General features: G+C 32.9%; 17 protein-coding genes. 10 read left to right on the top strand and 7 right to left on the bottom strand.

From position 1 onward, the window contains the following. The first annotated feature begins 18 nt into the window (after positions 1 to 18). Together KO504_RS15745 and KO504_RS15740 are read left to right on the top strand one after the other, a co-directional pair. Entirely contained in the window at positions 19 to 996 is a 978-nt protein-coding gene (locus tag KO504_RS15745) for a pyruvate dehydrogenase complex E1 component subunit beta (protein ID WP_215928435.1), read from the top strand. A gap of 85 nt (positions 997 to 1,081) precedes the next feature. Next, on the top strand, positions 1,082 to 3,595 hold the full coding sequence (locus KO504_RS15740; RefSeq protein ID WP_215928433.1) for a DUF5686 and carboxypeptidase-like regulatory domain-containing protein: 2,514 nt from the start codon (positions 1,082 to 1,084) through the stop codon (positions 3,593 to 3,595). Between the two features lie 49 nt (positions 3,596 to 3,644). On the opposite strand, the gene cysM is transcribed toward KO504_RS15740, so the two are convergent. Continuing rightward, positions 3,645 to 4,523 (bottom strand): cysteine synthase CysM, encoded by an 879-nt coding sequence (cysM, locus tag KO504_RS15735; RefSeq protein WP_215928432.1) that lies wholly within the window; start codon positions 4,521 to 4,523, stop codon positions 3,645 to 3,647. A gap of 2 nt (positions 4,524 to 4,525) precedes the next feature. Then, positions 4,526 to 5,314 (bottom strand): serine O-acetyltransferase EpsC, encoded by a 789-nt coding sequence (gene epsC, locus KO504_RS15730; RefSeq protein ID WP_215928430.1) that lies wholly within the window; start codon positions 5,312 to 5,314, stop codon positions 4,526 to 4,528. 380 nt (positions 5,315 to 5,694) lie between these two features. Between epsC and KO504_RS15725 the strand changes: the two genes are divergently transcribed. The 3 genes from KO504_RS15725 (at position 5,695) to KO504_RS15715 (ending at position 10,753) form a co-directional block, all read left to right on the top strand. Next, on the top strand, positions 5,695 to 6,222 hold the full coding sequence (locus tag KO504_RS15725; RefSeq protein WP_215928429.1) for an inorganic diphosphatase: 528 nt from the start codon (positions 5,695 to 5,697) through the stop codon (positions 6,220 to 6,222). Positions 6,223 to 6,367: 145 nt separating this feature from the next. Then, positions 6,368 to 8,791 (top strand): sodium-translocating pyrophosphatase, encoded by a 2,424-nt coding sequence (locus tag KO504_RS15720; protein WP_215928428.1) that lies wholly within the window; start codon positions 6,368 to 6,370, stop codon positions 8,789 to 8,791. Between the two features lie 147 nt (positions 8,792 to 8,938). Continuing rightward, the gene (locus KO504_RS15715; RefSeq protein WP_215928426.1) at positions 8,939 to 10,753 is read left to right on the top strand and encodes a hypothetical protein; all 1,815 of its coding nucleotides are present in this window, start codon (positions 8,939 to 8,941) and stop codon (positions 10,751 to 10,753) included. 79 nt (positions 10,754 to 10,832) lie between these two features. Here the strand turns inward: KO504_RS15715 and KO504_RS15710 are convergent, their stop codons facing one another. From KO504_RS15710 to KO504_RS15695, 4 genes are all read right to left on the bottom strand, one after another. Further along, positions 10,833 to 13,592, bottom strand: coding sequence for a TonB-dependent receptor (locus KO504_RS15710; protein WP_215928425.1), 2,760 nt, complete (start codon positions 13,590 to 13,592; stop codon positions 10,833 to 10,835). Between the two features lie 38 nt (positions 13,593 to 13,630). After that, positions 13,631 to 14,503: a GLPGLI family protein gene (locus tag KO504_RS15705; RefSeq protein ID WP_215928423.1), complete on the bottom strand. Its 873-nt coding sequence runs from the start codon at positions 14,501 to 14,503 to the stop codon at positions 13,631 to 13,633. 112 nt (positions 14,504 to 14,615) lie between these two features. After that, on the bottom strand, positions 14,616 to 15,467 hold the full coding sequence (locus KO504_RS15700) for a GLPGLI family protein (RefSeq protein WP_215928421.1): 852 nt from the start codon (positions 15,465 to 15,467) through the stop codon (positions 14,616 to 14,618). After that, positions 15,467 to 15,859: a hypothetical protein gene (locus KO504_RS15695; RefSeq protein WP_215928419.1), complete on the bottom strand. Its 393-nt coding sequence runs from the start codon at positions 15,857 to 15,859 to the stop codon at positions 15,467 to 15,469. The genes KO504_RS15700 and KO504_RS15695 overlap by 1 nt, the downstream gene beginning before the upstream one ends. A 124-nt stretch (positions 15,860 to 15,983) precedes the next feature. Between KO504_RS15695 and KO504_RS15690 the strand changes: the two genes are divergently transcribed. From KO504_RS15690 to KO504_RS17445, 5 genes are all read left to right on the top strand, one after another. After that, positions 15,984 to 17,522, top strand: coding sequence for a sensor histidine kinase (locus tag KO504_RS15690; RefSeq protein ID WP_215928418.1), 1,539 nt, complete (start codon positions 15,984 to 15,986; stop codon positions 17,520 to 17,522). Continuing rightward, positions 17,515 to 18,198 carry a response regulator transcription factor gene (locus KO504_RS15685; RefSeq protein WP_215928417.1) on the top strand — a complete coding sequence of 228 codons (684 nt, stop codon included), beginning with the start codon at positions 17,515 to 17,517 and terminating at the stop codon, positions 18,196 to 18,198. Before KO504_RS15690 ends, KO504_RS15685 begins: the two co-directional genes overlap by 8 nt. A gap of 109 nt (positions 18,199 to 18,307) precedes the next feature. Next, entirely contained in the window at positions 18,308 to 19,102 is a 795-nt protein-coding gene (locus tag KO504_RS15680; protein WP_215928416.1) for a hypothetical protein, read from the top strand. 3 nt (positions 19,103 to 19,105) lie between these two features. After that, complete coding sequence (locus KO504_RS15675) at positions 19,106 to 19,720, top strand: deoxynucleoside kinase (RefSeq protein WP_215928415.1); 615 nt, start codon at positions 19,106 to 19,108, stop codon at positions 19,718 to 19,720. Then, positions 19,721 to 20,179, top strand: coding sequence for a hypothetical protein (locus KO504_RS17445; protein ID WP_354667406.1), 459 nt, complete (start codon positions 19,721 to 19,723; stop codon positions 20,177 to 20,179). Here the strand turns inward: KO504_RS17445 and KO504_RS15670 are convergent. Then, complete coding sequence (locus KO504_RS15670; protein WP_215928414.1) at positions 20,169 to 21,173, bottom strand: App1 family protein; 1,005 nt, start codon at positions 21,171 to 21,173, stop codon at positions 20,169 to 20,171. The genes KO504_RS17445 and KO504_RS15670 overlap by 11 nt on opposite strands. Positions 21,174 to 21,303: the final 130 nt, after the last annotated feature.

Here is a 21,303-nt window from a genome sequence, read left to right as displayed (position 1 = left end):
TCGAATAAAAACAAAAGCATGAAGACAATTCAATTTAGAGAAGCTATTTGCGAGGCCATGAGTGAAGAAATGCGCAGAGATGAAAGCGTTTATCTTATGGGTGAAGAAGTAGCGGAATACAATGGTGCTTATAAAGCATCTAAAGGGATGTTAGACGAGTTTGGTGCTAAACGCGTCATAGATACACCTATTGCAGAACTTGGTTTTGCTGGTATTGCCATTGGATCTACAATGACGGGCAATCGACCTATTGTAGAATATATGACGTTTAACTTCTCTTTGGTTGGAATTGATCAAATTATAAATAATGCGGCCAAAATTAGACAAATGTCTGGTGGACAGTTTAAATGTCCAATTGTATTTAGAGGACCAACAGCATCTGCTGGTCAACTAGCAGCAACGCACTCTCAAGCTTTTGAAAGCTGGTTTGCTAACACTCCAGGATTAAAAGTTATTGTTCCTTCAAATCCATATGACGCTAAAGGTTTATTAAAAGCTGCCATTAGAGATGACGATCCTGTAATTTTTATGGAAAGTGAGCAAATGTACGGTGATAAAGGCGAAGTACCAGAAGGAGAATATGTAATACCAATTGGTGTTGCAGATGTGAAACGTGAAGGAACAGATGTTACTATCGTATCTTTTGGTAAAATCATAAAAGAAGCTTACAAAGCTGCAGACGAATTAGAAAAAGAAGGTATTTCTTGTGAAATTATAGATTTAAGAACTGTTCGTCCAATGGATAGAGAGGCCATTTTAAAATCTGTGAAGAAAACCAATAGATTAGTTGTTTTAGAAGAAGCATGGCCATTTGGAAATGTAGCTACTGACATCACTTACTTAGTACAATCAGAAGCATTTGATTATTTAGATGCTCCAGTTGTTAAAATAAATACCGCAGATACTCCTGCACCATACTCTCCTGTTTTATTAGCAGAATGGTTGCCTAATAGCGACGATGTTATTAAAGCAGTAAAAAAAGTAATGTACAAATAAATTGCAGTTTTCTGCGTTTAAAAAACTTCATTAGTAACCCTCTACCTAAAGTTTAGCATGGTTATTGATGAAGTTTATTTTTAATATGAAATTAAAATTATTTACACTTTTTTTTGTTCTAGGCTTTTTTTCTGCAATCTCACAGACAAAAGCTAGTGGATACGTGTTTGATGAAAACAACGTAGCACTTCCTTATGTTAATATTTTCTTTAAAGGTTCTACACAAGGTACCATTACTAATGAAGATGGAAAGTTTTATCTAGAATCTGATGAAACATGGGAAACCATAATTGTGTCTTTTATTGGTTTTGAAGTTTTAGAAATTCCACTAACCAAACGTGTTAATTACGATTTAAAATTTATATTAAAAGAAGAAGCTTCCTCTTTAGACGAGGTGCTTATTGTTACCGGAAAACAATCTAAAAAAGCCTCCGAAAATCCAGCGATTAGAATTCTTAAGAAAATTTGGGAACGTAAACGACAAAATGGTTTAAGTCAATTTAAACAATACGAATACGACCAGTATGAAAAAGTTGAATTTGACCTTAACACTATAGATAGTGCTTTAATAAAAAGTAAACTCTTTAAAGGTATGGAGTTTGTTTTTGAAGAAGTAGATACTTCAAACGTTACTGGAAAAACGTATTTGCCTATTTTCTTAAACGAATCTGTTAAAAAAATATCTGGCGATAATATTCTTAAGAAAGAACGAGAAGATTTATTAGGAAATAAAAACTCAGGATTTAGCAACAACCAAATCATTATAGACTTTATAGACGATTTATATTCCGAGTATAATGTCTATGATAATTACCTAAAGTTTTTTGATAAGAGCTTTGTAAGCCCATTAAGTAGAACAGGTATCCAAACCTATAATTACGTATTGTCAGACAGTGCATTTATTGATAATAAATGGTGCTACAACATTATATATTATCCTAGACGAAAAAACGAATTGACTTTTAAAGGCGACTTTTGGGTTAACGACTCTACCTACGCCATTAAAGAAATAAACCTTCAAGCATCTAAAAGTGCTAATATCAATTGGGTAAAAGAAATTTATATAGAACAAGAGTTTGAAGTACTAAGCGACTCTTTATTTCTTATTAAACGCGATTATTTTCTTTCCGATTTTGCATTTAATAAAAAGGAACAATCTAGAGGTGTTTATGGTAAACGAACTACAATTTACGATAATTACAAATTTAATCAGCCTAAAGAAGACCCTAAATTCTATGATAAAGTTGTCTATGATTATGATAAAGACGTTTATAATAGAGAAGATGATTTTTGGGAAAACAATAGACTTGAAGCCTTAAACAAAGATGAAAAAGGGGTTTACAAAATGTTAGACACGCTTAAAACAGTGAAGAAGTTTAAGCGATTGTATAATTTAGGAAGCATTCTTGCTTCTGGTTATGTAGAATTTCCAAGCATTAATTTTGATTATGGTCCTATTTTCTCAACTTTTGGATATAATGAAGTTGAAGGTTTACGCTTAAGAACAGGAGGACGAACTTATTTTGGCCCCAACGATATGTGGAGGGTTGAAGGCTTTATGGCTTATGGCTTTAAAGACGATAAATTTAAATACGGCCTTTCTGGAAAATGGTTGCTAGATAAACGAAGCCGATTAACCCTGTTTGGCGGAAACAGGCGCGACATAGAACAAATTGGAGCAAGTTTAACAAGCTCTACAGATGTCCTTGGTCGAAGCTTAGCATCTTCCTCTGTTATTGGTACTGGTTCTAATGATAAATTAACCAATATCAATTTAACCAATCTCGGAATGTCTATTGAAGCTGCTAGAAATTTCGAAATACGCTTAGATGGTAGTTTCCGTACATTAAGCTCTGCCTCTCCTACTTTTAGTTTAGATTATAATGATGCAGAAGCATCATCCGGAATTTCTTCTGAGGTAAAACAATTTGAAAGCCGACTCTCATTAGCCTTTTACCCAAAACGCCAAATGACAGGTTTTGGAGTTGAACGAAAAGAAAAAAATGACAATTTCGCAAGATTATTTGCACAAGTAAGTCGTGGAGATCGCAGTTGGTTTAACAGTGATTTTGATTATACAAAAGTACAATTCTCATATATACAACCATGGCAAGTTGGTGGTTTTGGCCGTTTAACAACATCTATCGAAGCAGGTAAAACTTATGGAGAAGTTCCGCTTTCGCTACTAAATATTGTACCAGGGAACCAGACCTATTTTTCAATTTATAATACCTTTTCTCAACTTGACTTCTATGAGTTTGTTACAGACACATATACATCAATGCATGTAGAGCATAATTTTAATGGACGTCTATTTTCACGCATTCCATTTTTAAAGAAATATAATTTAAGAGCTATTTTAAGTTTAAGAGGTGTTTGGGGTGAATTATCTCAAGAAAACAGAGACCTTAGCATTACTGGCAATCCTGTTGAATTTACATTGGTTGCTCCAGATTCACGAATCTATTACGAGTATAGTTTTGGTGTTGCCAATATTTTTAAAGTTTTAAGATTAGACTTTAACTTTAGAGGAAACTACCTAGACCGACCAGACGCGAGACCTTTTGGCATTACAGGTAGTTTTGGATTCTATTTTTAGAAACAGTAGAATCTCTTAGCGTCAACAATAAATTGAGATAGATTAATATCTACTCGAATAAGTCCGAGGACAAATACCTATCGCCGCGATCACAAATAATACAAACCACAATGCCGCTTTCTAATTCATTTACTAATTTTAAAGCTGCTGCTGTCGCTCCTCCACTACTCATTCCTGCAAATATACCTTCTTCTTTCGCCAATCGTCGTGTCATTGCTAAGGCTTCATCTTTACTAACTTCAATCGTTTGATCGACTTTAGAAGCATCAAATATTTTAGGCAAATAGGCTTTTGGCCATTTTCTAATCCCAGGGATTTTAGAACCATCAGTTGGTTGTACACCTACAATTTTCAGATCTGCATTCTGTTCTTTCAAAAAGGTAGCAGTTCCCATTATAGTTCCTGTAGTTCCCATTGCAGAAACGAAATGCGTAATCCTACCTTCTGTATCTCTCCAAATTTCAGGGCCTGTGGTTTTGTAATGCGCTTTCCAATTATCGTCATTAGCAAATTGATTAAAGGAGAAGTAACTGTTATTTTCAACCTTGTCAATAGCATAATCTCTAGCACCTTCTATACCATCCGGATGTAATGTCACTATTGCTCCATAAGCGCGCATCATTTGCACCCGTTCTTTGGTCGCTGTATCTGGCATTACTAGTTCAATATTCAACTTATAAATACTTGCAATCATTGCTAAGGCAATCCCTGTGTTACCGCTTGTTGCCTCAATTAATTTCGATGATTGATCTATTTTTTTTGAATCGAGAGCGCTTTTAATCATATTATAAGCAGCTCTATCTTTAACACTACCCCCTGGATTATTGCCTTCAAGCTTAAAATACAAACTTACCTTAGGATTTGTATTTAGTACTATAGATTTCACCATAGGTGTATTTCCAATTTGATCTATTAAGGTCTTGTTCATAATTACTTTTTATTTTTCGAAAAAATTTCAACTTGATGATTGTGAGTTACAATAGATTTTTTTGGAACAGATTCCGTTAGCCATGTATTACCACCAATCACACTATTTTCACCTATAATAGTATCACCTCCTAAAATAGTCGCATTAGCATAAATGGTAACATATTCCTCAATCGTGGGATGGCGCTTTGTATTTTGATGTTGTTTCTTTACGGTTAATGCTCCTAAGGTGACACCTTGATATACCTTAACATTATTATGTATTTCTGTAGTTTCTCCGATAACCACACCTGTACCATGATCTATAAAAAATGACTCTCCAATTGTAGCACCAGGATGTATATCGATACCTGTAATACGATGAGCATACTCGGTCATTAATCTTGGTATAAGTGGTAAATTTAATTGATAAAAAACTCTTGCCATCCTATAAATAGAAATAGCAAAAAAGCCCGGATAGGCTACATATATTTCTTCTATGGATTGCGCTGCTGGATCATTGTTGAAAATCGCTTCAGCATCTTTTTTTAAACTAGCGTATAAATCTGGAATATTAGCTTTAAAATCATTCCAACGTTTGCAAGGCATATTTTTAGTATGCGGACAAGCCATATTACGTATCGATACAAATAACACTTCAAGTTTCTGTAAAGCGTCTTCGGCATCGGTATCACCGTCATAAAACGCCTTAAACAGCAATTTTGTGAAACGCTGCGATTCTTCCTTTAAAGTGATTGAAACCTTAATAATTTGTTTATGTTGATTTATAACTTTAATTAAGTTCGAATCCATACTTGAATAACTATTTTAAATATCGTGTAATTCTATTGCACATTACAGATGAAACGAAATTAGTGAAACAATTTGACGAAGGAAAGTCCTCTTTAGTTTATTAAAGCTATTCCCTTCACAAAACATCAGATTCTAGTATATACGTTTAGAAGTATCACTCCATTTAACGTACTCAATTTATTCGTTATTATTCTAAAATAAAATCACCAGAATAAACTCTAGACTCATTCTAAAAAATCAGTAGGCCACTATATACTTAAACTCAAACATAATTAATTGCTTAACTCGCACAATATATTATCTTTGCCATGCTTAAATATGTAACAGAGAATATAATAACGGTTCTAAGAAAAATAGAACTCCCAAATACAATTTAAAACATGTCAGAATCAGAAGAATTAACTTTCGATGTATTAATTGAAATACCAAAAGGAAGTCGTAATAAATATGAATACGATTTCACATTACACAAGATAAGGTTTGATCGCATGCTTTTTTCATCTATGATGTATCCAGGTGATTATGGCTTCATTCCTGAAACTTTAGCTTTAGATAGTGATCCTTTAGATGTTTTAGTTTTAGGACATCAACCTACATATCCAATGGTCGTAATGGAAGTGAGACCAATTGGTGTTTTCCATATGACGGATGAAAAAGGACCAGATGAAAAAATTATTTGTGTACCAGTTTCAGACCCTATATGGAGTAACAATAAAGATATCAATGATTTAAACCCTCACAGACTAAAAGAAATTGAACATTTCTTTAAAGTTTACAAAGATTTAGAAAAGAAAAAAGTTGATACAGGAGGATGGGGTGATGCTGCAGAAGCTATAAAAATCTACCACGAATGTATACAACGTTATGATGAAAGCGAACACAAAAAGAAACGCACGTTTACGATTTAACATTCTTTTTTAGGAATCCAAAGTTTTTCACCTAAAAACTATTAAAAAAGCAATATCAATTAATTGATATTGCTTTTTTCGTAAAAATATGATTCATTTTATTACATTTACCTAGCTAATAACTAATTAAATTAAATATTATAATATGGAGTCAATGATGATTTATATGCCAATAGCTTTGGCACTTTTAGGGTTAATTTACATGCTTATAAAGCAATCTTGGGTAATGAAACAAGACGCTGGAGATGGTAAAATGAAAGAAATTTCAGATCATATCTATGAAGGTGCGTTGGCGTTCTTAAATGCGGAATATAGATTGCTTGCCATTTTTGTAGTCATTGTAGCAGCCTTATTAACTTTAGTCGCTTTCATTGTTCCAACAACGCATTGGCTAATTGTAATTGCTTTTGTTTTTGGTGCTGTATTCTCTGCTTTTGCGGGAAATATAGGCATGAAGATTGCAACTAAAACAAATGTTAGAACAACACAAGCCGCACGTACAAGTTTACCAAACGCATTAAAAATCTCTTTTGGAGGTGGTACTGTAATGGGACTTGGTGTTGCTGGTTTAGCCGTTTTAGGCTTAACCGTTTTCTTTATCGTGTTTTTCCATGTATTTATGGGAGGTGAGTGGACCAATACAATGGATATGACCATAGTATTAGAAACACTTGCAGGTTTCTCATTAGGTGCTGAATCAATTGCTTTATTCGCAAGAGTAGGTGGTGGTATTTATACTAAAGCTGCAGATGTTGGTGCCGATTTAGTTGGCAAAGTTGAAGCTGGTATTCCAGAAGATGATCCTCGTAATCCTGCAACTATTGCAGACAACGTAGGTGATAATGTTGGTGATGTTGCTGGTATGGGAGCCGATTTATTTGGATCTTATGTCGCAACCGTATTGGCGGCAATGGTTCTTGGAAACTATGTCATAAAAGATATGGGTGGAGCAGTTGATGACCTGTTTGGAGGTATTGGCCCAATCTTATTACCAATGGCAATAGCTGGTGCAGGAATCATTATTTCAATCATCGGTACAATGTTGGTAAAAATAAAAAGTAACGACGCTAAAGAAGCTCAGGTTATGGGAGCTTTAAATATAGGTAACTGGACATCTATTATACTGGTTGCTGTATCGTGTTTTGGTTTAGTAACTTGGATGTTACCTGAAACCATGCAAATGAACTTCTTTGGAGAAGGCTTACAAGACATTTCTTCAATGCGAGTATTCTACGCCACCTTAGTTGGTTTATTTGTAGGAGCAGTGATTTCTTCAGTAACGGAATATTATACAGGTTTAGGTAAAAAACCAATTTTAAATATTGTACAACAGTCAAGCACAGGAGCAGGTACAAACATTATTGCGGGTTTAGCTACAGGTATGATTTCTACATTCCCATCCGTATTATTATTTGCTGGAGCTATTTGGGCATCATATGCTTTTGCTGGATTCTATGGTGTAGCTTTAGCTGCTTCTGCGATGATGGCAACAACAGCTATGCAATTGGCTATTGATGCCTTTGGACCAATATCTGATAACGCAGGTGGTATTGCTGAAATGAGTGAACAAGAACCTATCGTTAGAGAGCGTACAGATATTTTAGATTCGGTTGGTAACACAACAGCTGCAACAGGAAAAGGATTCGCTATTGCTTCTGCAGCTTTAACATCGTTAGCCTTATTTGCTGCCTATGTAACCTTTACAGGTATTGACGGCATTAACATCTTTAAAGCACCTGTATTAGCGATGTTATTTGTTGGTGGTATGGTGCCAGTAGTATTCTCTGCCTTAGCCATGAATGCTGTAGGTAAAGCAGCTATGGAAATGGTAGAAGAAGTGCGTCGTCAGTTTAGAGATATCCCTGGAATTATGGAAGGGACAGGACAACCAGAATACGATAAATGTGTAGCTATTTCTACACAAGCTTCTTTAAAAGAAATGATGTTACCAGGATTATTAACTATTGGTTTTCCTTTAGTAATTGCTTTTGTTCCTATGATTTTTGGAATGAATAATTTAGCGATTGCTGAAATGTTAGGTGGTTATATGGCTGGTGTTACTGTATCTGGTGTGTTATGGGCTATCTTCCAAAACAATGCCGGTGGTGCTTGGGATAACGCTAAGAAATCTTTTGAAGCTGGTGTTGAAATTAACGGAGAGATGACGTTTAAAGGTTCTGAAGCGCACAAAGCTGCAGTAACAGGAGATACTGTTGGTGATCCTTTTAAAGATACTTCTGGACCATCAATGAATATCTTAATTAAATTAACCTGTTTAATCGGTTTGGTCATTGCCCCTATCTTAGGTGGTCATGCTAATGACATAGGTTTGGCCAATATTGAAGAAGACTTTTCTATTGAAATGACTATTGATTCTGAAGATATTGAAGCCGTAGCTACAGTTGATTACTCAACGATTAAAGATGGAGAAAAAATATTAAAAACCATTGTTTTTAAAGGAACTAAAACTCAAGTAGAGAATTCACTAAAAACATTTGAAGCATCATTAACTAACAAAGCTGGTGAGGTTGAAAAAGTGATCGAAAAAATAGATATTACCAAAGGATAACCCTTAAAAGTGTTACCCAAAAACAACCCTCAACATTTTAATTAATGCTGAGGGTTTTTCTTTTAGAATAATCGAAACAGGTAGGAATTTCAGTTATTGAGTTGTTTTATAAGTGAAAAGTAAAATGCATAATCAAAAAAAAGCGATATGAAACGTACGAACAAATTCCCCAAATTCATTTTTCTATTTTTATTTTCATTACTTACAATGACGTCTTGTCAAAAAGATGATAGCAATCCGGTAGGTGAACAACAAGAAATTGTTCCTGACGAATTCTCTGAATATTTCGGAAATGAAATTTCGAGAGATTTTTTAGGAACAGTCATCGACAAAAACCATCTTCCTATTGAAGGCGTTTTAATAACAATTGGTAATGATACTGCAATGACTGACAGCAATGGTGTTTTTATCATTAAAAATGCGACAGTACACAAACGCTTTGGCTATATCAAGGCTTCAAAATCAGGTTATATTCATGGCTCTAGAAATGTAGTACCCACTAATGGCACTAATAAAGTAACTATTATGTTACTTGACGCCAATATTACAGGCACTGTAAACAGTGGTTCTGAAGGAACAGTATCACTTGACAACGGAAGCTCTGTAAGTTTTGATGGAAATTTCATAAAAGAAGATGGGTCTGAATACGCTGGCACTGTAAATGTTATTGTACATCATTTAGATCCAGCAGATGAAGATATGGCCTTACAACGACCAGGAATGCTATATGCTCAAAACTCTGATGGAGCTGAACGTATGTTACAAACCCTTGGAATGTTGGCTGTAGAATTACGTGGAAGCTCAGGAGAAGAATTAAACTTAGCTGAAGGATCTACCTCTGAAATTAAAATGTATGTTGCCCCAAGTTTAATGAGCATTGCACCAGCAACCATTCCACTTTGGTATTTTGACGAAACCAAAGGCTATTGGATTGAAGAAGGTGAAGCCACCTTACAAGGCAATATGTATATTGGAACCGTAACGCATTTTTCCTTTTGGAATTGTGATATTCCTGCCAACGCTGTCACACTTTGTGTAACTGCTACAGACGATCAAAATAATGTTTTAAACAATCTCTATGTAAGTATTACAAGTGCTACATTTGGCACTCGTAATGGTTATATTAACGACAATGGAGAAGTGTGTGGTTTTGTACCTAGTGGAGAAACTTTAGAGCTAGATATTTATAATTATGACTTTTGTGGAAATGAATCATTACACTCGCAAATAATTGGCCCTTTTACATCAGACTCTGATCTCTCAATAACTATACCTGACAATCCTGATATTATAGCCGAAACTGTAACAGGAGACTTTAATACTTGTGATGACAATGCTGTAACAGATGGCTACGTACAATTAAAATACGGAGGACAAACCTTTACCGATGTTGTTAACGATGGTACATTTGAAATTAATCTATTACGCTGCGAAAACGATAATACGTTCAAAATAAAAGCGAGTGACTATGTCAACCTTCAAACAACAGACAGTATTAGCTATACCTTTACCACGCCATTAACAAATATTGGAACCATAAGTGCTTGTAACACGATTACTGAGTTTATTCAATATAGTATTGACGGTGGAGATTTAATTTATGTTTTAGATAATATAAATAGCCAGTTTGATGCTAACTCACCTAATTATAATGGACCAACTCTAACTTTAAGTGGTTCTAGTAACGACAACTGTTTTTATATGTTCGGGAAATTAGACGATACCACTTATGAAGGTACTTACGACAATTACAATTGGGATGCCAATGATAACAGCGATACAGGCTTCAATCTTCAAGAGTGTTTTGGCATGTCTAACACCAATAACAACGTCATTTACAATCTAACATCTCTTGGAGCTGTTGGTGAATATATTGATATTAATTTTAGCGGAACTTATGAAGACTATGATGGAAACCCACATTCTGTTTCAGGAGTTGTGCATGTTTTAAGAGATTATTAATTAACTTAAAACCTCAAAAAACAAAAAGCCTTGCAATCAATAAATATGAATGCAAGGCTTTTTTATATTAAAATTGTTCTTATAAAGTATAAGTTAACCTAAAGGTAACAAACCTTGGTAAAACAAACGTTTCAGAACTATAAACTGAAATGTTACTAGAACCATTATTTACTTCAGAATCTATATTCAATAAATTGGTTGCTCTAATTTGATACTCCCATTTAGCATCCTGATCTTTTCGGTAAGCTAAACTAGCGTTCCAAGTTTGGTAGGATTGTGTATCACTAACATTACTACTTTGACTTGTATAAGAATAATCAGTTCTAAACGTTAAAGCTTTCCACAAGTATGCATCAAACTCTACTGAAGGAGCATTTGTAATAAACTGTGTATCATTATCACCTTGATTCGTATCAGAAACACGATATAAATATTTTAAACTTACGTTTGGTGCTTCTCTAAAATTAGTACGCAATTCTGGTGTATAACTCTGAGAAAATGTTTCATTTACAGATCTTACATCTTGTACAAATTGATTATTCTTACTGTAATTAAAATTAACTCGCATACTAGCTCTTAACTTACCAAATGTACGTTGTATACGTCCAATAGCTGTAACACTCTCATCTGCGAAGTTTGAATTAAAGTATGTATTTGTTCTAATGACATTATCAAAATTAGTAAATGAACGTATTTGATCTATGTTTTTGTTATAATTAAGAATTGCAAAAACATTGGTATAATTAAATAGGTTAAAACTAAAGTAACGTAAGCTCAAATTATGAGATAACGAATTTTGTAATTCTGGTTCACCATACTGAAGACTGTTATAGTTATTTAAAACTAAACCTTCAGCTAAACTTGTAACATCCGTAAACGCATTTTTCATGTTATAACGAAAGGTTAAGCTTTCGCTCTTTTTAAACTGAATTTGTGTTTCAAAATCTGGTAATATTCTAAAGAAATTGTCTTCGTAAGTTTCACCAAACTGTGTGTTTTTGTTACCATAAGCATGCACAGAAAACCCTGGAGTAATTGTAAACTTACCTGTTTTTAATCGGTAATGAAAACCTAAATAAATATCACTAAAATTATACTCAGTGTCATTTTCATTTAATAACACATCTCCTTCCTCGTTTGTTAAACTTGCTGTTGGATCAAAATAAGAACCATCATCTAAAAACTGAAAGATATTAGAGTTAAATTTCTGAGTACTTAAAATAGTCCCTAAGGTTAAATTGATATTACTTTTTGAATTCAAAATATTGTAATAATCTAATTTAGCATCTAGCTGATTTGATTTTATACGACGGTCTTGATTCAAATCATAACCTAACTGATCTCTATCTAGTCCTAAACTCAAAGCTGTATTATCAAAAGCATCTCTATCACTAGGATCTATAGCATTATTATTTGTAGGGTCGTTTACTAAAATGGCATTGTAAAACGGATCTTCATCTTTTATTAAATGTTGCGCTTCAAAAGCAAAAATATTATTCTCATTTAGGGTGTAATAATAATTTACATTTTGATTAATACTAAATGGTTTAGCCTCATCTAATTGATAGGTATTTCCTACAACCGAAGAAAATTCATTTTGAGTTTCAGAATCACTAGAAATTCGACCTAAAACATCATAGTTTAATTGGTTATTTGCATTTGGCTTATAAGCTGCACTTAATTTTGCTAAACCTTGGTTAGTAGCCTCACTACCTGTCTGTATTGTTTCTTCATCCGGAATTTCTAATTCGGGATTTGTATAACGTACAAAACTTTCTTCACGAGTACGTAATCTACTACTATTGTAAATTATAAAGCCACTAAGATCTAAAGCTTTATTTGGCGAATAACTAAAGTTAACTGCTGCTAATTTAGATTCTACAGTTTGTGAATCGTCTATATTGGTTAATCCACTTAAGCCATTATCTCCAAGATTTAGACTTGTTCCGCTACTAGAACTTGGTCTTCTAAAACCACCACCAAAGTTTCGAAGATCTCTACCTGTTAATGCCACTTCGCCTGTATTATTTAAATCTCCAATAACATTAACACTGTATTTAGGGCTGTAATAAAATAGCTTAGGCTGCACTAAATAAAGCTCATCATTAGGAGATGGTGCAACACCTCCACCTGCAGTAACATCTCCAAACCAAAAGTTTTCTTTTCCTTCTTTTAGTTTAATATTTATAGCAACGTTATCTTGGTTATTTTGTACACCACTTAATTGCCCTACCTCAGCATAATTACGTAATACTTGAATTTTATCTACAGCATTAGAAGGTATATTTTTTGTGGCCAATTTTGAATCTCCATCAAAGAAATCCTTTCCGTTTACCATTAGCTTAGTAACTTCTTTTCCTTCTACTTCAATTTTACCTTCTGCTGTTATTTCTACACCAGGTAATTTTTTTAAGACATCTTCAAGCTTTCGCTCTGTTCCACTTTTAAACGAATCGGCATTATAAATTAAGGTATCTCCTTTTATGGTTACTGGCATTTCATAAGTCAACTCAACAGCATCCAGCATATTATCTGTAAGCATTGTAAAGTCTTTTGTGATATCGACTTCTTTAGTTTCAATAGTTTCATCAACGGACTTTAATCCAATATAACTCACTTGAATACTATACCTTCCGTTCTTACTTAGCGAAATAACATATTTTCCACTAGCATTAGTAATAGCATAGGATTCTAATGTATTGGTATCTTTATTAATAGCTATAATATTGGCTAACTCTAAAGGAGCTCCAATACTATCTTTCACAATGCCTTGCATTTTGATTTGAGCAAAAGAGCTCATTACTACTAAAGTAAATAGTAGTGCTAAAATATTTTTCATATAATTTGGTTGTGATTGTGGTATTTAATATTTGGTGCTTAATTTCGTCCTCTTCCGCCACCTCTACCGTTGCGTCCTCCGTACATTTCACGCATTTCTTCCATCTTTTTTGTAGTGATTTCAGTGTATTCTTCTTGCGTAACTTTTTGACCTTTTTTAGGCTTTTCTATCGTTTCCTTATCTGTTGGGTTTAATACAATCTTAGTACAAAGAATCGTTGTACGGTCTGCATTAACTTCTAAAATTAAACCTGGTAAACCCCAATAATTATCAGGCCCTTGGTTAACAGGAATTTGAGGAGTGTACCATGCTACAACCTCTATTGTTTTAGGTTTTGCAGGCTCATTTGAGTCAGTAGAATCTTTACCTTTCTCTCCTTCTTTACGTTGATTTCCATTTCTTGGTCTTCTAAAGCTCTGAAAATCAATTCCAGTAGGCTCTACCATCGCAGTTGCTTTAAAACAGGTGTATTGACCAATTGTTTTGGTTTCAGTCCCCATTTTCCATTCGATAGTTTTTAATTCGTCTTTAACTAAAAACTGCTTCCCAAAAAATTCTTGATCTTGAAGCATTTCTTTAGTTTGAACATTTTTATATTTTGGTCCGCCTGTCAGACTTCCTCCAAAACCTCTACGACCTCCGCTACCAGGTGCTTCTAACTTTTCTTCTTCTTTATAGATAGACTCAGATTTAGTAAACGTTAATGTAAACTCTTTTTCTAAAAAGCTCTTCATACGTTCTTGAATTTGCTTTTTACGTTCTGCGCTCATGTCTTGTCCACCAAACTGATCTAAATCCATGGTTGTTTTAGACATGTAATAGGCTTTTCCTTGAAAATCTTGAGCAAATAAATTAGAACTGGAAATTATCACAGCTAATAACAATGCAATTTTAAGCGGTAGTTTCTTCATCTTTAATGGTATAGCAAAACTCAATAATAGTTTTTTTGTTAATCTTATTATCATAAGACTCTACTGATGAAGAAAAGTTAAGTCTAGATTTGTTAAACTTGTGTTAAGAAAACTAACCTCCTATACTTATCTGAATCACCTCACCGCTTTTACTACCATTTCTGGGTGCATAACGCTCCATCATTTCCTTTGTTTTTTTATCCATAATGGCGTCGTATTCCTTCTGAGAAACTTCTTTACCTTTTGTAGGTGCTTCAATCTTAATTTTTTCTTCAGGATTAACGACTATCTTACTACAGATTACCGTTAGTTTTCCGTCGTGAATTTCTAAAATTAAACCCGGAAGACCTTGGTATTTTGCAGGACCATTACTTACAGGAATTTGAGGAGAATACCAAGCTGTAACTGTACGTTCTTCCATTTCTAGTTCTTTTTCCTCTTCAGTATCATCATCTATATTTGAATTACTGTTAAAATTGAAATTATTTTTAGGCACCTTCTTGGTATATGTTGCTTTAAAACACATATACTCTCCTATGTGTTTGGTGTCGGATTCTAGTTTCCATTCTATGGGAGAGATCGTATCTTTAATAAGGAATTTTTTTCCCATTGTTTCCTTGTGATCTACATAGTTATGATCTTTTATATTTTTATAAAACACATCTGACCCACTATTGCCAAAAGACATCTGAATACCTCCTCCTACTTGTGGCTTATCTAATTCTGCTTCTTGTTTATATAAAGATGACGATTTATCGAAAGTCAAAATATACGTTTTCTGAAACTGCTTCTTCATCATGTCCATCATTTGCTTTTGCATTGCATCGTTCATTTTGGTACTATCCATTTTAATATCAAAATCACGATGGGTTTTGTAAGTCGCAATGCCTTGAAAATCTTGTGCACTAACAGATGAAACGATCCCTATTAATATCAAAATTAGAATCCTAGTAATTGTTGTCATTAGTTTCTGTTTTTTAAATTATAAAATTTCAATGCTGTAGCTTTCATTTTTTCAATATTCTTTAGAAATTTCGTTTTTTCATTTGCCCTTCCTGTAATAGTATAAGTCATGTTTCCTTCTAAATTATCCTTAGCCTCTGAAAAGCTACAGTTTAAGGTTAAACTCAACGTTTCATTGTTATCCATCATTTCTAATAACTCATCTAAATCTTCCGCTTTAAAAGTAGACTCTAACGCTTCAAGAGAATCAACGCTAACCTCAATACTATACGCATCAATTTTTACTGATTTTTCTTCAACTTTAGATTGACTAAATCCAACAACAGAAACTAATAACACTAAACAAGTGAGCACTTTTTTTAGACTATAACAGTCGCGAATCTTTAATTTCATTTTTTATGGTTTTATAATTAATACCCTACAAATATCACAACACCAATTCGTTTTTTAGGTTAACTAGTGTTAACGTGTGTTAACCGATAACCTATACTTAATAATAACTTTATACATTTGAAACATGAATGATAAACGGTATCGCCTAATTTTATACACCATCATTGCCGTAATTATGGCTACCATTGGCATACAGGTCTATTGGAATTATAAAAACTACCAAACCAATAAACAACAACTAATTAACGACGTACAGATTAGTTTGGATAAAGCGGTAGATGATTATTATACCGCTTTGGCAGAGCGTACTACTTTTGGTTTTATTCTTGAAGGCGACCAACAAAAAAATGCTTTTGAAGAAGATGGAGAACTAGAAAAAATTTTAAAAACCATTGATGAATCTAAAAAAGAGTTTACAAATCTTGATGCTTTAGATACAAATACTATTGAAGGCATAACTATCTTTAGAGGGTTTAAAGCAGATTCAATGTCAGAGGCTCATAATAAAAAACACAAGCCCTTATCAACAGATCAATTTAAATTACAAATAGATAGCCTTAAAATTAACACCAAAGATCTCGAATTTAAAAATGCCGAATTTCTGACCTCTAAAGTGATGATTTCAATAAAAAATGACACGCTTGATGTTAAGGCTGTTGAAAGTCTAATAGCAAAAGAATTAGAGCGCAAGAATATTAATGTCGATTTTTATTTAGACTATAAAGACTCCGAACGCTATTTGGACTATTTTAAGGTAAACGGATACATACCCGAATTAGACCCTAATCATATGTCTGATGATTACCTTCAAACAGATACAAAATCTAGATTTCTACCAAAAGGTACTTTTTTAACCATTTTATTTACCAACACCACCAAAGCAATTTTATATCGTATTCTTGGCGGTATCTTAATTTCGACGCTCTTAATTTTAGCTGTAATAAGTTGTTTATTCTATCTATTAAAAATCATTAAACACCAAAAGCAACTCGCCGAAGTTAAAAATGATCTTATCAGCAATATTACGCACGAGTTTAAAACACCAATTGCCACCATTGGTGTTGCTTTAGAAAGTATTAATAGTTTTAATGTTATTGACGATAAAGAAAAAACTAAAGCCTACATTAATATGTCTTCTAAGCAATTAGACAAATTGAATATTATGGTTGAAAAACTCTTAGAAACAGCTACTTTAGACAGTGACAATTTGGAGTTAAACAAAGAGGCTATTGATATTATAGAATTACTAAACACTTTAGTAAATCGTTATAAAATTCAATTTCCAGAAAAGGATTTTAATACCAGTTTAAAAGTTGAGAACCTGTGTATTAATGTCGATATATTTCATTTTGAAAATGCTCTAAATAATATTTTAGACAATGCCACAAAATATGGAGGTGCTATTATTTCTATTGATTTGGTTCCAAAAGAAACAGGTATAGAACTTTTAATTTCAGATAATGGCAATACTCTAAGTAAAGCAAACAAAGACCGAATTTTTGAAAAATTCTATCGTGTTCCAAAAGGGAATACACACGATGTAAAAGGATTTGGTATTGGTTTATATTACACTAAAACTATTATAGACAAACACAATGGGTCTATCTCCTTAGAACTCAATAAAAATTTAACCACATTTAAAATCACACTTCCAAATGGCTGATCACATAAAAGTTTTATTAGCTGAAGACGAAGCTGCGCTCGGACAAATCATTAAAGAAAGTCTAGAAACACGAGATTTTAAAGTCGTTTTATGCGATAATGGAGAAAAAGCATTTGAAAAATTCAAATCTGAAGCACTAGACATTTTAATTTTAGATGTAATGATGCCTAAAAAAGACGGCTTCACTTTAGCAAAAGAAATTAGAACCATTGATGATGATATTCCTATTATTTTTTTAACAGCAAAATCGCAAACTGCCGATGTTGTAGAAGGGTTTTCAATTGGAGGAAATGACTATCTAAAAAAGCCCTTTAGCATAGAAGAACTTATAGTACGAATTCATAATTTAATAAGCAGGTCTAAAACACAAAAAACAACAAAAGTCTTAAAAATAGGTACTTATACTTTTGATTTCCCCAAACAACAACTTCTTTACAAGTCTGAAAATCCTATTCAATTAACTCATAGAGAAGCACATCTTTTATTTCATTTAATAAAAAACAAAAATCAGGTTTTAGACCGCTCTTTAATATTAAATAAACTTTGGGGAACCGATGATTTTTTTACGACAAGAAGCATGGATGTTTTTATTACAAAATTGCGTAAAAAACTAAAGAAGGATCAAAGTATACAAATCATTAATGTTCGTGGGTTTGGGTATAAATTAACGGATTGATTTTAGCTTAGCAGCCAAGTTTAAACCTTTCAGGTTTTAAAAACCTAAAAGATCTTGACACAAAGTCTGACACAATTTTTGTATTTTTCAAGCTTATTCGCCCACAATCATGCAAAAATTAGTGTATTTGTTTTTTCTCTTTAGTTTATTTTGCTTTTCACAAGAGAAAACGCAACAACGAATTACTGCTACTCTAAAAGATTCTATAAAAATTGAAACCAAAGCTATTTTTGGCATTGACAACTTTGGAACACTTTACTATACTACAGAAAACAATTCATTTAATAAAAAAACAAAGGATACCACCATTACTTATGCCAATTTCCAACTTGGAGAAATCACATCGGCAAACACGTTTAACCCTTTAAAAATAAGCCTATTTTATAAAGATTTTAATACAGTTATAATTTTAGACAATCGTTTAGCCGAAATTTCAAAAGTAGATTTTAATACCATTCACCCATACAAAAGTGTCTCTTTTGTCTCTTCTGGTTTTGATAATTCGTTGTGGATATTCAATCAGGATTATCAATATTTAGAATTGTATGACTATAAAACTAATAAGATAAAACTCAAAACTGTTCCTGTTCAGTCTATCGTTTTAGACCTAAAAAGCGACTATAACTATTGCTATTTGCTTACGGAGAACTTTCTTTACATTTATAATTATTTTGGTAGTTTAATTCAAAAGATAGAGAATACAGGATATGAGCGTTTAGCTTTTAGTAAAGCATATTTGCTTTTAAAGAAGGCTGAAAAACTTTATTTCTTAGAAAAAAATGGCTCTAAAATTAAGCCTATACAACATCCAAAAATGTTAATAAAACAGTTTTTGGTAACCAACGAAACGGTGTATATTTACGACCAAGAAATACTACGAGAATACCAATTAAAAACGGAATAGATTATGCATGTTGCTGTTGCTGGAAATATAGGAGCTGGAAAAACTACACTCACAAAATTACTCGCTAAACATTTTAAATGGGAGGCACAATTAGAAGATGTCGTTGACAATCCTTATTTAGATGATTTTTACAATCAGATGGAACGTTGGAGCTTTAATCTACAAGTGTATTTCTTAAATAGCAGATTTCGTCAAGTCAACCAAATTCACGATAGCGGAAAAGATATCATTCAAGATAGAACCATTTATGAGGATGCACATATTTTTGCTCCCAACTTACATGCTATGGGCTTAATGACAAATCGCGATTTTGAAAACTATTCTTCGCTATTTGAGTTAATGGAATCTTTTGTAAAAGGGCCTGATTTATTGATTTACTTACGCAGTTCTATTCCTAATTTGGTCGCTCAAATTCACAAAAGAGGTCGCGATTACGAAAACACTATCAGCATAGATTATTTAAGTCGCTTAAACGAGCGCTACGAAGCTTGGATTTCTAAATACAATAAAGGTAATTTATTGATTATTGATGTAGACAATCTTGATTTTGTAGCGAACCCTGAAGATTTAGGTGATATTATTAATAGAATTGATGCTGAGATTAATGGCTTATTTTAGGTGACTCTTACACTCTATTTTCTCAAGGCCATTACATTTACTTTTGTCTCATGGACGATTGGGTTAATAGTTAATAATGCTATAAAAAACACCACATTCTATTCAAAATTATCAGCTTTTCAATTTATAAGAAGCGCAACTATTTATAATAGTCTTGGGTTATCTGCATTTGCTTGGGTTATAAAAAACAGCTTCTTTAAAATCTTCAATCAAAATATAAAACTAAAAAAAAGAGCTTCTCGTGAAGATCTAAAACAGATTAGAAATGAAATGGTTTATGCCGAAATTGGACATATTATTGGCTTCATTTTTATACTTATTATTATAGGTTTACAAATAGGGAATAAAGCTTACTCCTTTGCTCTAATATTGTTTGTTTTTAATGTAATATTTAATCTATATCCTTCATTATTACAACAGAAAAACAAAAAAAGAATAGACAACATCCTTAAACAATAAATCCGTGTTCCCTAGCATATTCAATTGCCTGTTGACTATTTTCTACAAGCAAAACTGGTGTTAAGCTATAAGTTTCTATCAAGCGTCTTACCCGTAACATTTTCTTTTTGTGCTTAACACTCCGTAGATAAATAGCAAGAATTCTATTTGGGAATTTTTCTGCTACTTCTATATAAATATCTGGATCATGCTCGCCACTATCACCTATTAAAATAAAAGGCAAATCTGGATACGTTTTAAGAAGGTTCAAAATCTCTTTTTGTTTCTGAGGCTTATCACCTAATTCCTTTTTCTTTAAAGCCTCGCTAACGCTACGCAATAAGATAGGTCCTTTTGGAAAATCGTTCTGCTTTAGAAAGAGTTCTAAATAACGGTATAAATTCCACGGACTATGACTAACGTAAAAAATAGGATTGGCATTATCACCAGATGAGCCTCGATGTAATTTATGAAAAAATTCTACCGAGCCCTCTAAAGGAATTCTACTTTTAGCACTTTTAAAAATAGAATTATAAATTAATCTCCACTTTAATAAAGACACAACTCCTGTATGCAAAATTGTATCATCAATATCGCTTGCCACACCAAATTTCGCTTTACTTGAAGGAATTAATAATTCTCCCGGAAATCGATTTTGATTCTGTATGCTACGTTTTATATTGACGTCATTATAAGATAATTCAAAAGACAACCAACCCTCATCATTGGTAAGTGATTTTAAGTTTTCTAAATTAGCTTCAACCCAAAAATAGCCTTTTCTATCTGTCGTAGCTTTTAAAATGTTATTATTAGGTAGTTTTAAATCTAAACCTACATGCTTAATTTCATCAGTTCCAAAACGTTTCCAAGAATTCACGATAAGCTGCCAAGTATTGTTAGCCTCTAAATCTATTGATTCATCTTCTAATGCTCTACCTCTAGCATAAAAATGAGAATCTGTTCCATAACTTTGAAATGCAATAATCTGTAAAGGGTCTTTTTTTAACCAGCTCAATTATCTATTTTTTTATGTTTTTCAAGATACTAAAATCACTTCATTACAAAAGCAATAGCACGTTTAATTCGTTAGGCTAATGTTAAATATTTATCACCTTTATAATATTCCTAGTATTTTAGTCAAATCA

The sequence above is a fragment of the Winogradskyella psychrotolerans genome, from assembly GCF_018860565.1.
Taxonomy (GTDB): domain Bacteria; phylum Bacteroidota; class Bacteroidia; order Flavobacteriales; family Flavobacteriaceae; genus Winogradskyella; species Winogradskyella damuponensis.
The sequence above is the reverse complement of the archived record's forward strand: the minus strand, read 5'-3'. Positions and strand labels throughout refer to the sequence as shown.